Here is a 15,004-nt window from a genome sequence, read left to right as displayed (position 1 = left end):
GCTCCACAACCACGGCCCTGGGGGGGGCGGCGGCGTCGGCCACAATCGCGCCATGGCCCGTCTTCCCCGTTTGACCGTTCCCGGTTTCGCGCACCACGTCATTCAGCGCGGCAACAACCGCCAGCCGATTTTTCTGCAGGACGCCGACCGCGTCGTGATGTGGGAGCTGCTGCAGGAGCAGGCGCGCAAATTCCAGGTGGCTGTGCACGCCTATGTGCTCATGGACAACCATTTTCACCTGCTGGCCACGCCGCAAACGCACGATGGCCTGCCGCTGATGATGCAGGCCGTGGGCCGCAGCTACGTGCGCTACTTCAACCGCTGCCATCAGCGCAGCGGCACGCTGTGGGAGGGGCGCTACCGCAGCACCATCGTGCAGACCGAGCGCTACCTGCTCGCCTGCATGGTCTATATCGACCTCAACCCGGTGCGCGCCGGCATGGTGGCGGCGCCGGGCGACTTCCCCTGGTCGGGCTACGCGCACCACATGGGGCGGCGCAGCGACCCGCTGCTCACGCCGCACGCGCTGTACTGGGCGCTGGGCAACACGCCGTTTGCCCGCGAGGCGGCCTACGGCGCCCTGGTGCAGGCCGGCCTGGCCGCCCAGGAGCAGCAAGACATTGCCCGCTCGGCGCACGCGGGCTGGGCGCTGGGGGCGCCGGAGTTCGTGTCTTCGCTGCAACAGCGCACCACGCGCCGCGTGAGCAAAGGCCGGGCCGGGCGCCCGGTGCTGCTGCCAGAATCTGAATAAAAACAGCCTCCAGCGCTTGCTGGATAAGCGCTAATAGCTATCAAATTTGATGTGTCCCCAAATAAAAACCAAAAAAATCAATCGGGAATTAATTGGAATCTGACCCCAATTATTATGCTTGCGCGGCATAGTGTGATGCATTACGCTGTGCCTCCCTGCGATATTTTGAGAAAGCGCGCGATGACCAAGGCTGCCGAGATCCAGCACCTGCAACAGCACGGCCTGTATGCCTCCCATAACGAACATGACGCCTGTGGCCTGGGCTTTGTGGCCCACATCAAGGGCGTCAAGCGCCACGACATCGTCACCGGCGCTTTGAAAATTCTGGAAAACCTCGACCACCGGGGCGCCGTGGGCGCGGACAAGCTCATGGGCGACGGCGCCGGCATCCTGATCCAGATTCCGGACCAGCTCTACCGTGAAGAAATGGCCCAGCAGGGGGTTGAATTGCCGCCGGCGGGTGAGTACGGCGTGGGCATGATCTTTTTGCCCAAGGAGCACGCCAGTCGCCTGGCTTGCGAGCAGGAGATGGAGCGCGCCATCAAGGCCGAAGGCCAGGTGCTGCTGGGTTGGCGCGACGTGCCGGTGAACCGCGACATGCCCATGTCGCCCACCGTGCAGGAGAAGGAACCCATCCTGCGCCAGGTGTTCATTGGCCGGGGTGCGGACGTGATCGTGCAGGATGCGCTCGAGCGCAAGCTGTACTTCATCCGCAAGACGGCCAGCGCCGCCATCCAGGCCCTCAAGCTCAAGCACAGCAAAGAGTATTACGTGCCCAGCATGAGCAGCCGCACCGTGGTCTACAAGGGCCTGCTGCTGGCCGACCAGGTGGGCGTGTACTACAAGGACCTGTCGGATCCACGCTGCGTCTCGGCCATCGGCCTGGTGCACCAGCGCTTCTCGACCAACACCTTCCCCGAGTGGCCGCTGGCCCACCCCTACCGCTACGTGGCGCACAACGGCGAGATCAACACCGTGCGCGGCAACTACAACTGGATGCTGGCGCGCGAGGGTGTGATGGCCTCGCCCGTGCTCGGCGACGACCTGCAAAAGCTCTACCCCATCAGCTTTGCCGGCCAGTCGGATACCGCCACCTTCGACAACTGCCTCGAACTCTTGACCATGGCGGGCTACCCCATCAGCCAGGCGGTGATGATGATGATTCCCGAGCCCTGGGAGCAGCACGAGGGCATGGACGAGCGCCGCCGCGCGTTCTACGAGTACCACGCCGCCATGCTCGAACCCTGGGACGGCCCGGCGTCCATCGTCTTTACCGATGGCCGCCAGATCGGCGCCACGCTGGACCGCAACGGCCTGCGCCCCTCGCGCTATGTGGTCACCGATGACGACCTGGTGATCCTCGCCTCCGAGGCCGGCGTGCTGCCCGTGCCCGACAGCCGCGTGCTGCGCAAGTGGCGCCTGCAGCCGGGCAAGATGCTGCTCATCGACCTGGAGCAGGGCCGGCTGATCGAAGACGATGAATTGAAGGCCAACATCGTCAACACCAAGCCCTACAAGCAGTGGATCGAGAACCTGCGCATCAAGCTCGACAGCGTACAGATTCCGGCCGACTTCCAGGCGCCTGCATCCACGCTGCCGCTCTTGGAGCGCCAGCAGGCGTTTGGCTTTACGCAGGAAGACATCAAGTTCCTGCTCGCCCCCATGGCCGCCAACGGCGAGGAGGGCATTGGCTCCATGGGCAACGACAGCCCGCTGGCCGTGCTCTCGGGGCGCAGCAAGCCGCTCTACAACTACTTCCGCCAGATGTTTGCGCAGGTGACCAACCCGCCGATCGACCCGATCCGCGAGGCCATCGTCATGAGCCTGGTGTCCTTCGTCGGCCCCAAGCCCAACCTGCTGGACATCAACCAGGTGAACCCGCCCATGCGCCTGGAGCTGCACCAGCCTGTGCTCGACTTCGAGGGCATGGCCAAGCTGCGCCAGATCGAGCAGCACACGCACGGGAAGTTCAAGAGCGCCACGATTGACATCACCTACCCGCTGATCTGGGGCAAGCAGGGCGTGGAGGCCAAGCTGGCCTCGCTGTGCGCGCAGGCTGTCGATGAGATCAAGGGCGGCGCCAACATCCTCATCATCAGCGACCGCCATTTGTCGGCCACCCAGGTCGCCATCCCTGCGCTGCTGGCCCTGTCGGCCATCCACCAGCATCTGGTGCGCGAGGGGCTGCGCACCACCACCGGCCTGGTGGTGGAAACCGGCACGGCGCGCGAGGTGCACCACTTTGCCGTGCTCGCCGGCTACGGCGCCGAGGCCGTGCACCCCTACCTGGCGCTCGAAACCCTGGTGGACATGCACCAGGAGCTGCCCGGTGCGCTCAGTGCCGACAAGGCCATCTACAACTACGTCAAGGCGATTGGCAAGGGCCTGTCCAAGATCATGTCCAAGATGGGCGTGTCCACCTACATGAGCTACTGCGGCGCGCAGCTGTTCGAGTGCGTCGGCCTGTCCAGCGACACCGTGGCCAAGTACTTCACCGGCACCGCCAGCCGCGTCGAGGGCATGGGCGTGTTCGAGATTGCGGAAGAAGCCATCCGTACCCACGTCGCTGCCTTTGGCAACGACCCGGTGCTCGCCACCATGCTGGAGACCGGCGGCGAATACGCCTGGCGCGCGCGCGGCGAAGAGCATATGTGGTCGCCCGACGCCATCGCCAAGCTGCAGCATTCCACCCGTTCGGGCAACTGGAACACCTACAAGGAATACGCCCAGCTCATCAACGACCAGACCCAGCGCCAGATGACGCTGCGCGGCCTGTTCGAGTTCCAGTTCGACCCGGCCAAGGCGATTGCCCTCGATGAGGTCGAGCCGGCCAAGGAGATCGTCAAGCGCTTTGCCACCGGCGCCATGTCGCTGGGCTCGATTTCGACCGAGGCCCACGCCACCCTGGCCGTGGCCATGAACCGCATCGGCGGCAAGAGCAACACCGGTGAAGGCGGCGAAGACCCGGCGCGCTACCGCAAGGAACTCAAGGGCATCTCCATCACCAAGGGCGAGAAGCTCTCGACCATCATCGGCGCTGACAAGGTCGAGGCCGACATCGAGCTGCAAGACGGCGACAGCCTGCGCTCCAAGATCAAGCAGGTGGCCTCGGGGCGCTTTGGCGTCACGGCGGAATACCTGTCGTCCTCCGACCAGATCCAGATCAAGATGGCGCAGGGCGCCAAGCCTGGCGAGGGCGGCCAGCTGCCCGGCGGCAAGGTGTCGGACTACATCGGCGCGCTGCGCCACAGCGTGCCGGGCGTGGGCCTCATCAGCCCGCCGCCGCACCACGATATTTACTCCATTGAGGATTTGGCGCAGCTCATCCACGACCTGAAAAACGTGGCGCCGCACGCGGATATTTCCGTCAAGCTGGTGTCCGAGGTGGGCGTGGGCACGATTGCGGCGGGCGTGGCCAAGTGCAAGAGCGACCATGTGGTGATTGCCGGGCACGACGGCGGCACGGGCGCATCGCCCTGGTCGTCCATCAAGCACGCGGGCAGCCCGTGGGAAATCGGCCTGGCCGAAACCCAGCAGACCCTGGTCTTGAACCGCCTGCGTGGCCGCATCCGCGTGCAGGCCGACGGCCAGATGAAGACCGGGCGCGACGTGGTCATCGGCGCGCTGCTGGGTGCGGACGAATTCGGCTTTGCCACCGCGCCGCTGGTGGTCGAGGGCTGCGTCATGATGCGCAAGTGCCACCTCAACACCTGCCCTGTGGGCGTGGCGACGCAGGACCCGCAGCTGCGCGCCAAGTTCTCGGGCAAGCCCGAGCATGTGGTGAACTACTTCTTCTTCGTTGCCGAGGAAGTGCGCCAGATCATGGCCCAGTTGGGCGTGCGCACGTTCGACGAGCTCATTGGCCGCACCGAGCTGCTCGACATGCGCAAGGGCCTGTCGCACTGGAAGGCGCAGGGCCTGGATTTTTCGCGCCTGTTCGCCCAGCCGCAGGTGCCGGCCGACGTGCCGCGCTACCACGTTGAGAACCAGGATCACTGCCTGGAGAAGGCGCTGGACGTCAAGCTCATCGAGCGCTGCCAGCCGGCCATTGAGCGCGGCGAGAGCGTGCGCCTGATGGAAGTGGCCAAGAACGTCAACCGTTCGGTGGGCGCCATGCTTTCGGGCGCGGTCACCAAGGTGCACCCCGAGGGGCTGCCCGACGACACCATCCGCGTCCACTTCGAGGGCACGGGCGGGCAGAGCTTTGGCGCCTTCCTGTGCTCGGGGCTCACGCTCAACCTGATGGGCGAGGCCAACGACTACACCGGCAAGGGCCTGTCGGGCGGGCGCGTCATCGTGCGCCCGAGCCACGAGTTCCGGGGCGACGCTGCGGCCAACACCATCGTCGGCAACACCGTGATGTTCGGCGCCACCAGCGGCCAGGCCTTTTTTGCCGGCGTCGCCGGCGAGCGCTTCGCTGTGCGCCTGTCGGGCGCGACGGCGGTGGTCGAGGGCGTGGGCGACCACGGCTGCGAATACATGACCGGCGGCACCGTGGTCGTGCTGGGCAAGACCGGGCGCAACTTTGCCGCCGGCATGAGCGGCGGCGTGGCCTACATCTACGACGAGGACGGCAAGTTCGACAGCCGCTGCAACCTGGCCATGGTCACGCTCGAACGCATCCTGCCCGCCGACGAGCAGATCGCCAGCGTGGGCCGGGGCCACTGGCACCGGGGGCAGACGGACGAGGAGCAGCTGAAAAAACTGCTCGAAGAGCACAGCCGCTACACCGGCAGCCGCCGCGCGCGCGAGCTGCTCGACAACTGGGCCGCCGCGCGCAGCCGCTTCGTCAAGGTCTTCCCCACCGAGTACAAGCGCGCCCTGGCCGAGATTTATGAGCGAAAAGTGCTGCAAGAGCAAGCCACGCCTGCGCAAGCAGCTCCTAAAACAGAAGCAGTGGCAGCCAAGTAACGCACAGCCCCCTCCCCCGCTGGGGGAGGCGCAAGGCAGCAGCACCCCACGAACACAGACATAAGCGAAGGACCCACGATCATGGGCAAGACCACCGGTTTCATGGAATACGAGCGCATCGAGGAGGGCTACCCAGCCCCGACCGAGCGCCTGAAAAACTACAAGGAGTTCGTCATCGGGCTCACGCCCGCGCAGTCGCAGACCCAGGCCGCGCGCTGCATGGACTGCGGCACGCCGTTTTGCAACCACGGCTGCCCGGTGAACAACATCATCCCGGACTTCAACGACCTCGTGTACCACGGCGACTGGAAGAGCGCCAGCGGCGTGCTGCACAGCACCAACAACTTCCCCGAGTTCACCGGCCGCATCTGCCCCGCACCCTGCGAGGCCGCCTGCACGCTCAACTTCAACGGCGATGCCGTCGGCATCAAGAGCATCGAGCACGCCATCATCGACCGCGCCTGGGCCGAGGGTTGGGTGCAGCCGCAGGTGGCGGCGCACAAGACGGGCAAGAAGGTGGCCATCGTCGGCAGCGGCCCGGCCGGCCTGGCGGCGGCGCAGCAGCTCGTGCGCGTCGGCCACAGCGTGACGGTGTTCGAGAAGAACGACCGCATCGGCGGCCTGCTGCGCTACGGCATCCCCGACTTCAAGCTCGACAAGGGCCATATCGACCAGCGCGCGCGCCAGCTCGAAGCCGAGGGCGTGGTGTTTCGCACCGGCGTCTTCGTCGGCAGCGCGCAGGACGGCCTGGGCCAGGGCAGCAAGGTGACGAACTGGGCCAAGGAAACCATCAGCCCCGCGCAGCTGCAGCAGGAGTTTGACGCCATCGTCCTCACCGGCGGCGCCGAACAGAGCCGCGACCTGCCCGTGCCCGGGCGCGAGCTGGCGGGCGTGCACTTCGCCATGGAGTTTTTGCCGCAGCAAAACAAAGTGAATGCCGGCGACAAGCTCAAGGGCCAGCTGCGTGCCGACGGCAAGCACGTCATCGTCATCGGCGGCGGCGACACCGGCAGCGACTGCGTGGGCACCAGCAACCGCCACGGCGCGGCCAGCGTGACGCAGTTCGAGCTCATGCCCATGCCGCCGCTGGCCGAGGACAAGCCCCTGGTCTGGCCTTACTGGCCGATCAAGCTGCGCACCAGCTCCAGCCACGACGAGGGCTGCCAGCGCGAGTTCGCCATCGCCACCAAGGAATTCATCGGCCAGAAAGGCAAGCTCACGGGCCTGAAAACCGTGCAGGTCGAGTTCAAGGACGGCAAGTTCACCGAGGTGCCCGGCACCGAGAAGGAATACCAGGCCGACCTGGTGCTGCTGGCCATGGGCTTTGTCAGCCCCGTCGCTGCCGTGCTCGACGCCTTTGGCGTGGACAAGGATGCGCGCGGCAACGCCCGCGCCAGCACCGACTTTACGGGCGGCTACGCCACGAACGTGGCCAAGGTGTTTGCCGCCGGCGACATGCGCCGGGGCCAGAGCCTGGTGGTGTGGGCCATCCGCGAAGGGCGCCAGGCGGCGCGTGCGGTCGATGAGTTCCTGATGGGCGCCAGCGATCTGCCACGTTAAGCTATTGTTTTAATAGCTGCTAGCGCTTGCTGCATAAGCACTAGCAGCTGTTTTCATGTTGATTCTGTCTTGATTTCAGTACAGCCCGCCAGGGATGGGACAATGGCGGGTTTTTGTTTGTCACCCTTCCCAGTTCCTTTTTTGCCAAGGATCGCTACGCCATGAAGAAGTTCGCCGCTGTTGCCCTCGTCGCCCTGGGCGCCGTGTTTGCTGGTTGCACCAAGCAAGAGCCCGCCGCCCCTGCCGCCGCCCCGGCGCCCGCGCCGACGGCTGCCGTGACCAAGATTGTCGTCGGCCTGGACGACAACTTCCCGCCCATGGGTTTCCGTGACGAGAAGAACGAGCTCGTCGGCTTCGACATCGACATGGCCAAGGAGGCCGCCAAGCGCCTGGGCCTGCAGGTGGAGTTCAAGCCCATCGACTGGAGCGCGAAAGAGGCCGAGCTCTCGGGCAAGCGCGTCGATGCGCTGTGGAACGGCCTGACCATCACCGAAGAGCGCAAGCAGAACATCGCCTTCACCGCGCCCTACATGGAAAACCACCAGATCATCGTCGTGCCCGCCGGCTCGGCCATCAAGGCCAAGGCCGATTTGGCCGGCAAGGTCGTGGGCGCGCAAGAAGGTTCGAGCGCCGTGGACGCCATCAAGAAGGAAGATGCGGTGTTCAAGTCTTTTAAAGACTTCAAAACCTTTGGCGACAACGTGACGGCGCTGATGGACCTGACCACGGGCCGCCTCGACGCCGTGGTGGTCGATGAAGTCGTGGGCCGCTACTACGTCGCCAAGAAGCCCGACGCCTACGCCGTGCTCGACGACAACTTCGGCACCGAGGAATACGGCGTTGGCGTGCGCAAGGACGATGCCGAGCTGCAAGGCAAGCTCGACAAGGCCCTGGGCGAGATGAAGGCTGACGGCGCCGCCGCCAAAATTGCCGAACAATGGTTCGGTAAAAACATCATCAAGTAAGCTTCGCACCCGCGCCGGCCCACAGGGGGCAGGCGTGGTGTGATACCGCACCGGCAGCGCCCGTCTGGGGCCTGCCGGTGTTTTGCGTTGAGGCCACGGGCTTTATGGATTACGTTTTCTCCCTTCTGGGGCCGCTGGCGCAGGGCGCCGTCGTCACCTTGAAGCTGTTTGTCATCACCTTGGCGCTGGCCGTGCCGCTGGGCCTGGTGCTGGCGCTGGCGCGGCTGTCGCCGCTCAAGGCCCTGTCGGGCGCGGTCAACGGCTACATCTGGCTCATGCGCGGCACGCCGCTCATGCTGCAGATGCTGTTCATCTACTTCGCGCTGCCCTTCGTGCCGGTGATCGGCATTCGCCTGCCAGATTTTCCCGCCGCCGTCGCCGCCTTTGCGCTCAACTACGCGGCCTACTTTGCCGAGATTTTCCGCGCCGGCATCCAGTCGGTCGATCGCGGCCAGTACGAGGCCGCCAAGGTGCTGGGCATGAACTATCCCCAGACCATGCGCCGCATCGTGCTGCCGCAGATGGTGCGCAACATCTTGCCGCCCATGAGCAACGAGACGATTACGCTGGTCAAGGACACGTCCCTCATCTACGTGCTGGCGCTCAACGACCTGCTGCGCGCCGCGCGCGGCATCGTGCAGCGCGACTTCACGACCACGCCCTTCATCGTCGCCGCCGCCTTCTACCTCGTCATGACCCTGGTGCTGACCTGGGGCTTCCAGCGCCTGGAGCAACGCTATGCCCGCTTCGACCAATAACGCCGCCGCCCCCATGATCGACGCCCAGGGCGTGAGAAAGCGCTTTGGCGCCAACGAGGTGCTGCGCGGCGTCTCGCTGCAAGTCGCGCGCGGCGAGGTGGTGGCGGTGATCGGGCCCTCGGGCTCGGGCAAGAGCACGCTGCTGCGCTGCCTCAATCACCTCGAAACCATCGACGCCGGCCAGATCGCCATCGAGGGCGAAACCCTGGTGCGCACCGATGCTGCCGGCCATTGCCGCTACGTGCCCGACGCCGAGCTGCGCCGCATCTGCGCCAAGACCGGCATGGTGTTCCAGCACTTCAATCTGTTCCCGCACCTGACGGTGCTGGAGAACCTGGTCGAGGCGCCCCTGGTGGTGCAGGGTACGCCCCGCGCCGAGGCCGCGGCCCGTGCCGAGGCGCTGCTGGCCAAGGTTGGGCTGTCGCAAAAGCGCGACAACTACCCCGCGCGCCTGTCGGGCGGGCAAAAGCAGCGCGTGGCGATCGCGCGTGCGCTGTGTATGCAACCCGACATCATGCTGTTCGATGAGCCCACCAGCGCGCTCGACCCGGAGCTGACCGGCGAGGTGCTGCGCACCATGCAGGCGCTGGCGCAGGAGCACATGACCATGGTCGTGGTCACGCACGAGATGGGCTTTGCGCGCGAAGTGGCGCACCGCGTGGTCTTCATGGACGGCGGCGAACTGGTGGAGCAAGCGCCGGCACAAGAATTTTTTGCCCAGCCCCGCCACCCGCGCACCCGGGCGTTTTTGCAAAACATGCTCTGATATTTACAAACATGCGTGAATGTATGTTCTGTTACCATCACCCGTTTTCGGGTTTCCACTGACAATCGGCAGCATCTTTTTTCCCTCCCCAGCATGACGGACACACCAGCCTTGGTTGAACTGCGCAACGTCACCTTCGGGTATGGCGAGCGCACCATCTTGCGCGACCTGTCGCTCGCCGTACCGCGCGGCAAGGTCACGGCGCTGATGGGCGCCTCGGGCGGGGGCAAGACCACGGTGCTGCGCCTGATCGGCGGCCAGCAGCGCGCGCAGCAGGGCCAGGTGCTGGTCGGCGGCCAGGACGTGGGCACCATGGGGCGCGAGGCGCTCTACACCATGCGCCAGCGCATGGGTATGTTGTTCCAGTTTGGCGCCTTGTTCACCGACATGAGCGTGTTCGAGAACGTTGCGTTCCCGCTGCGCGAGCACACCGACCTGCCCGAGGAGCTGGTGCGCGACATCGTGCTGATGAAGCTGCAGGCCGTGGGCCTGCGCGGCGCGCGCGACCTCATGCCCAGCCAAATTTCGGGCGGCATGGCGCGGCGCGTGGCGCTGGCGCGGGCCATCGTGCTCGACCCCGAGCTCGTCATGTACGACGAGCCCTTTGCCGGGCTCGATCCGATTTCGCTTGGCACGGCGGCGCAGCTCATCCGTGAGCTGGGCGATGCCATGGGCCTGACCACCATCCTCGTCTCGCACGACCTGGAGGAGACGTTTCGCGTTGCCGACCACGTCGTCATCCTCGGCCCGGGTTGCGTCGCGGCGCAGGGCACGCCCGAGCAGGTGCGCGCCAGCGAGGATCCGCTGGTACAGCAGTTCGTGCACGCGCTGCCCACCGGGCCGGTGCCGTTTCACTACCCTGGCCCGGATGTGGCGCAAGATTTTGGCCCCGCCGGGGCCTCCTACCGGGGAGGGGCGCGATGAAGTGGTACCACCCGGCGCACCTGGGCTTTGCCGTGCGCGCGCAGCTCGCGGCCATAGGCCAGGGCGCGCGCCTGTTTGTTCGGCTCGTACGCCTGTTGCCGGCAGCGCTGCGCCGGGGCGCACTGGTGCGCGAGCAGATTCATTTTTTGGGCAATTATTCGCTCTCCATCATTGCCGTCTCGGGCCTGTTCGTTGGCTTTGTGCTCGGTCTGCAGGGTTACTACACGCTGCAGCGCTACGGCTCGGCGGAGGCGCTGGGCCTGCTGGTGGCCTTGTCGCTGGTGCGCGAGCTCGGGCCCGTGGTTTCGGCGCTGCTGTTTGCGGGCCGCGCGGGCACCTCGTTGACGGCGGAGATCGGCCTCATGAAAGCGGGCGAGCAGCTGGCGGCCATGGAGATGATGGCCGTCGATCCGGTGGCCCGCATTCTGGCGCCGCGCTTTTGGGCCGGAGTCTTCGTCATGCCGCTGCTGGCGGCGGTGTTCAGCGCTGTGGGCATCATCGGCGGCTGGGCCGTGGGGGTGCTCATGATCGGCGTTGACGGTGGGGCTTTTTGGGGCCAGATGCAAAGCGGCGTCGATGTCTGGCAGGATTTGGGCAACGGCGTCGTCAAGAGCTTTGTCTTTGGCCTGACGGTGACTTTTGTGGCGCTATTGCAGGGCTACTGCGCCAAGCCCACGCCCGAGGGCGTCTCGCGCGCCACCACGCGCACCGTGGTCATGGCCTCGCTCGCCGTGCTGGCGCTGGACTTTGTCCTCACGGCGCTGATGTTCAGTATTTGAAAGACCGCACTTCATGCAGCAATCAAAAAACGATGTTTGGGTGGGCCTGTTCGTCATGATCGGCGCGGCAGCGCTGCTGTTCCTGGCGCTGCAGTCAGCCAATTTGCTCAACCTTAATTTTCAGTCGGGCTACCGCGTCACGGCGCTGTTCGACAACATCGGCGGCCTCAAGCCCAAGGCGGCGGTGCGCAGCGCCGGCGTGGTCGTCGGCCGCGTCGAGAGCATCGCCTTTGACGACAGCATGTTCCAGGCACAGGTCACGCTGTCGCTGCAGGAGCGTTACCAGTTTCCCAAAGACAGCTCTTTGAAAATCCTCACCAGCGGCCTGCTGGGTGACCAATACATCGGCATCAGCCCGGGGGCGGACGAGAAAAACCTCGCCAACGGTGACAAGGTGACATCGACCCAATCGGCCGTGGTGCTGGAGAACCTGATTGGCCAATTCCTCTACGGCAAGGCCGAGGAGGGTGGTAGCAAAAAATGAACCCCACTGACTCTTTTTTACGCCACTGCGGCGCCGCCAGCGTACTCGGTGCCGCCTTGCTTGCCGGCCCGGCCCTGGCGCAAGAGGGCGCTGCTGCGCCCATGAATGCGCCCATGGAGGCGCCCGATGATGTGCCCGTGTTCGTCGCCAACGATCCGTTCGAAGGCTTCAACCGCGCCATGTTCCGCTTCAACGAAGACCTGGACTCCGCCGTCTTCAAACCCGTGGCCATCGCCTACAAAGACGTGGTGCCGCGCCCGGCGCGCCTGGGCGTGACGAATGCGTTCGCCAACATCGGCGATGCCTGGTCCTTCGTCAACAACCTGCTGCAGCTCAATGTGGAAGGCGCTTTCAACAGCGCGGTGCGCTTTAGCGTCAACACCGTGCTCGGCTTCGGCGGCCTGCTCGACATTGCCACCGAGGCTGGCGTGCACAAACACAAACAGGATTTTGGCCTGACCATGGCGCGCTGGGGTGTGCCCGCCGGCCCCTATCTGATGGTGCCGGCGCTCGGCCCGTACACCGTGCGCGATGGTGCTGGCTTCATCGTCGATTGGCAGGGCGACCGCGTGACGCGCAAGGTGGACGACGTCGCCGTGCGCAACTCGCTGTACGTGTTGCGCGCCGTCGATAAGCGCGCCAATCTGCTGGGCGTGAGCTCGGTGCTCGAATTCGCCGCCCTCGATAAGTACACCTTCACCCGCGACGCCTACCTGCAGATGCGTGCCCAGCAGGCCGGTCAGGTGCGCCCCCGCAAAAAACAGGCCGACGACGACAGCAACGCTGGCCGCCTGCCCCCCGAAGAGGATTAATTCATGCTCCACCGCCGCCAATTGCACCGCCTGGCTTTGTCCCTGGCCGCTGCCCCCGCCCTGGCTGCCTGGCCTGCCTGGGCCGCCGATGAGGCCCCCGATGCCATGATTGCGCGCCTGTCCGACGAGGCCTTGCAAACCCTGCGCACCGACAAGGCATTCAAGGACGGCGACATCGGCAAAATCGTCGCCCTGGTGGACCGCATCGTCATGCCGCACGTCAACTTCCGGCGCATGACGGCCGCTGCCGTCGGCCCCGGCTGGCGCAAGGCCACGCCGGCGCAGCAAGAGCGTCTGCAGCAAGAATTCAAAACCCTGCTGGTGCGCACCTACGCCGGCGCGCTGGCGCAGGTGAAGAACGAAACCATCAGCGTCAAGCCGCTGCGCGCCAAGGCCGGCGATACCGACGTGCTGGTGCGCACCGAGGTCAGTGGCCGGGGCGAGCCGATCCAGCTCGACTACCGCCTGGAGCAAACCCCGGGCGAGGGCACGGGCTGGAAAATCTACAACCTCAACGTCATGGGCGTGTGGCTGGTTGAGACCTACCGCAACCAGTTTGCGCAGGAGATCAACGCCAAGGGCGTCGATGGCCTGATTGCCACCCTGGCGACGCGCAACGCCGAGAGCGCGAAGAACTAAACCCCATGTTGGTGCTGCCGCCCGAACTCACGCATCGCCAGGCCAGCGCCTGCCTGCGCCTGCTGCTGCAGGGCCTGCAGGCGCTCACCGGGGCGCAGGTGGTGGTCGATGCCAGTGCCTTGCAGCGCTTCGATTCTGCGGCCCTGGCCGTGCTGCTCGCTTGCCGCCGCCGCGCCCTGGCGCGGGGCCAGGCTTTTGCCGTCAAGGGCTTGCCGGCGGGGCTGGCGAGCATGGCGCAGCGCTACGGTATTGAGGATTTGCTATCGGAGAGTGCCACGGCATAGCCGTTTTGTGCATACTGGGGTTTTGTGTGCTGCTGTCTGTGCGCCGACTATGCCCCAGTCCTCCTCGCCCGATGCTTACCGCCTGCTGCTCGATGAAGTGGGCGCCTTCGTTTACACCACCGACCTGCAGGGGCGCTACACCTACGCCAACCAGCTGGTGCTGGACTTGCTTGGTGGCTACCCGCTGGAGGCGGTGCTCGGGCGTGAATTTGGCGATTTTGTCGAGCTGCCCGACGCCATCGGCCAGGCCCTGCGCGCCACGGATTTGCGCGTGCTGCACGATGGCGAGACCCTGGCGCGCGAGGAAAGCAACCTCATCCGCGCCACCGGCGAGCTGCGCACCTACTGGTCGATCAAGAAGCCGCTGCGCGACGCGGCGGGGCGCATCACTGGAATGCTCGGCATCTCGCACGACATCACCGAGAAAAAGCGTCTCGAAGACGCGCTGCGCGAGCAAAAAGAGTTGCTCGACACCATCCTCGACAACACCGACGCCCTGGTTTACGTCAAGGACAGCCAGCGGTGCTTTCGCTACGCCAACCAGCCGCTGGCGCAGATGCTCGGGCGTCCCGTCGAGCACATCGTGGGTCAGCGCGATACCGAGCTGCTGCCGCAGGCGCTGGCCGACAAATTCTGGGCGCAAGACCGGGCCATCATCGCCAGCGGGCAGCGCCAGACGAGCGAAGAATCGCTGTGCGACGCGCAGGGGCGGCTGCGCCACTACTGGAGCGTGATCGTGCCCTGGCAGATGCCCGACGGTTTGCCCGCCGTCATCGGCCTGAGCACCGACATCACCGAGCTGCACGAACTCAAGGAGCAGCTGCAGCAGCAAGCGAGCAGCGACAGCCTCACGGGCCTGGCCAACCGGCGCAGCTTCTGGGCGCAGGCCGAGCGCGAGCTCGAACGCAGCCGCCGCCATGGCCAGCCGCTGGCGCTCATGACCATGGACATCGACCACTTCAAAGAGGTCAACGACGCCTACGGCCACCCCATGGGCGACCACGTGCTGCGCGCCTTTGCCGCCTGCTGCCAGAGCGTGCTGCGCAGCACCGACCTGTGCGCGCGCACGGGGGGCGAGGAATTTTGCATTTTGCTGCCCGAGACCGACCTGGCCGGCGCTGGCGCCATTGCCGAACGCCTGCGGGTGCTGGTGGCGAGTTTGCCGCTGGACGCGCTGGCCCCCAATCTGCGCATCAGCGCCAGCTTTGGCGTGACCTTGCTGGCGGCAGGCGATGGCGGTTTCGACGGCATGTTTTTGCGTGCCGACCGCGCCCTGTACGCTGCCAAACGGCGCGGGCGCGACTGCGTCGTGCTGTCCTCCGCCGATACCGACTGACCCCGGCCCGGCAGGGGTGGGAACCTGCCCGTAAA

General features: G+C 65.7%; 13 protein-coding genes. All 13 read left to right on the top strand.

Going from position 1 to position 15,004, the window contains the following annotated elements:
* The first annotated feature begins 52 nt into the window (after positions 1 to 52).
* The 13 genes from G7045_RS12010 (at position 53) to G7045_RS11950 (ending at position 14,969) form a co-directional block, all read left to right on the top strand.
* Entirely contained in the window at positions 53 to 751 is a 699-nt protein-coding gene (locus tag G7045_RS12010) for a transposase (protein ID WP_166159861.1), read from the top strand.
* A gap of 180 nt (positions 752 to 931) precedes the next feature.
* Positions 932 to 5,662 carry a glutamate synthase-related protein gene (locus tag G7045_RS12005; RefSeq protein WP_166159860.1) on the top strand — a complete coding sequence of 1,577 codons (4,731 nt, stop codon included), beginning with the start codon at positions 932 to 934 and terminating at the stop codon, positions 5,660 to 5,662.
* An 81-nt stretch (positions 5,663 to 5,743) separates the two neighbouring features.
* Positions 5,744 to 7,222: a glutamate synthase subunit beta gene (locus G7045_RS12000; protein ID WP_166159859.1), complete on the top strand. Its 1,479-nt coding sequence runs from the start codon at positions 5,744 to 5,746 to the stop codon at positions 7,220 to 7,222.
* A gap of 161 nt (positions 7,223 to 7,383) precedes the next feature.
* A complete protein-coding gene (locus G7045_RS11995) occupies positions 7,384 to 8,187 on the top strand; it encodes an amino acid ABC transporter substrate-binding protein (RefSeq protein WP_166159858.1) in 804 nt (267 codons plus the stop codon).
* 104 nt (positions 8,188 to 8,291) lie between these two features.
* The gene (locus G7045_RS11990; protein ID WP_166159857.1) at positions 8,292 to 8,945 is read left to right on the top strand and encodes an amino acid ABC transporter permease; all 654 of its coding nucleotides are present in this window, start codon (positions 8,292 to 8,294) and stop codon (positions 8,943 to 8,945) included.
* Positions 8,926 to 9,711 carry an amino acid ABC transporter ATP-binding protein gene (locus G7045_RS11985; RefSeq protein WP_304503221.1) on the top strand — a complete coding sequence of 262 codons (786 nt, stop codon included), beginning with the start codon at positions 8,926 to 8,928 and terminating at the stop codon, positions 9,709 to 9,711. The genes G7045_RS11990 and G7045_RS11985 overlap by 20 nt, the downstream gene beginning before the upstream one ends.
* Before the next feature lie 93 nt (positions 9,712 to 9,804).
* Positions 9,805 to 10,635, top strand: a complete 831-nt coding sequence (locus G7045_RS11980) for an ABC transporter ATP-binding protein (RefSeq protein WP_166159856.1) — start codon at positions 9,805 to 9,807, stop codon at positions 10,633 to 10,635.
* Positions 10,632 to 11,414, top strand: a complete 783-nt coding sequence (gene mlaE, locus G7045_RS11975) for a lipid asymmetry maintenance ABC transporter permease subunit MlaE (RefSeq protein WP_166159855.1) — start codon at positions 10,632 to 10,634, stop codon at positions 11,412 to 11,414. Before G7045_RS11980 ends, mlaE begins: the two co-directional genes overlap by 4 nt.
* A gap of 13 nt (positions 11,415 to 11,427) precedes the next feature.
* Positions 11,428 to 11,898, top strand: coding sequence for an outer membrane lipid asymmetry maintenance protein MlaD (gene mlaD, locus G7045_RS11970; RefSeq protein ID WP_166159854.1), 471 nt, complete (start codon positions 11,428 to 11,430; stop codon positions 11,896 to 11,898).
* The gene (locus G7045_RS11965; protein WP_370521643.1) at positions 11,895 to 12,710 is read left to right on the top strand and encodes a VacJ family lipoprotein; all 816 of its coding nucleotides are present in this window, start codon (positions 11,895 to 11,897) and stop codon (positions 12,708 to 12,710) included. The genes mlaD and G7045_RS11965 overlap by 4 nt, the downstream gene beginning before the upstream one ends.
* A 3-nt stretch (positions 12,711 to 12,713) precedes the next feature.
* Positions 12,714 to 13,349 (top strand): phospholipid-binding protein MlaC, encoded by a 636-nt coding sequence (locus tag G7045_RS11960; RefSeq protein ID WP_166159853.1) that lies wholly within the window; start codon positions 12,714 to 12,716, stop codon positions 13,347 to 13,349.
* A gap of 5 nt (positions 13,350 to 13,354) precedes the next feature.
* Positions 13,355 to 13,633: a lipid asymmetry maintenance protein MlaB gene (locus tag G7045_RS11955; protein ID WP_166159852.1), complete on the top strand. Its 279-nt coding sequence runs from the start codon at positions 13,355 to 13,357 to the stop codon at positions 13,631 to 13,633.
* A gap of 49 nt (positions 13,634 to 13,682) precedes the next feature.
* Positions 13,683 to 14,969 (top strand): diguanylate cyclase, encoded by a 1,287-nt coding sequence (locus tag G7045_RS11950; RefSeq protein ID WP_166159851.1) that lies wholly within the window; start codon positions 13,683 to 13,685, stop codon positions 14,967 to 14,969.
* Positions 14,970 to 15,004: the final 35 nt, after the last annotated feature.

The sequence above is a fragment of the Acidovorax sp. HDW3 genome, from assembly GCF_011303755.1.
Taxonomy (GTDB): Bacteria; Pseudomonadota; Gammaproteobacteria; order Burkholderiales; family Burkholderiaceae_C; genus Paenacidovorax.
The sequence above is the reverse complement of the archived record's forward strand: the minus strand, read 5'-3'. Positions and strand labels throughout refer to the sequence as shown.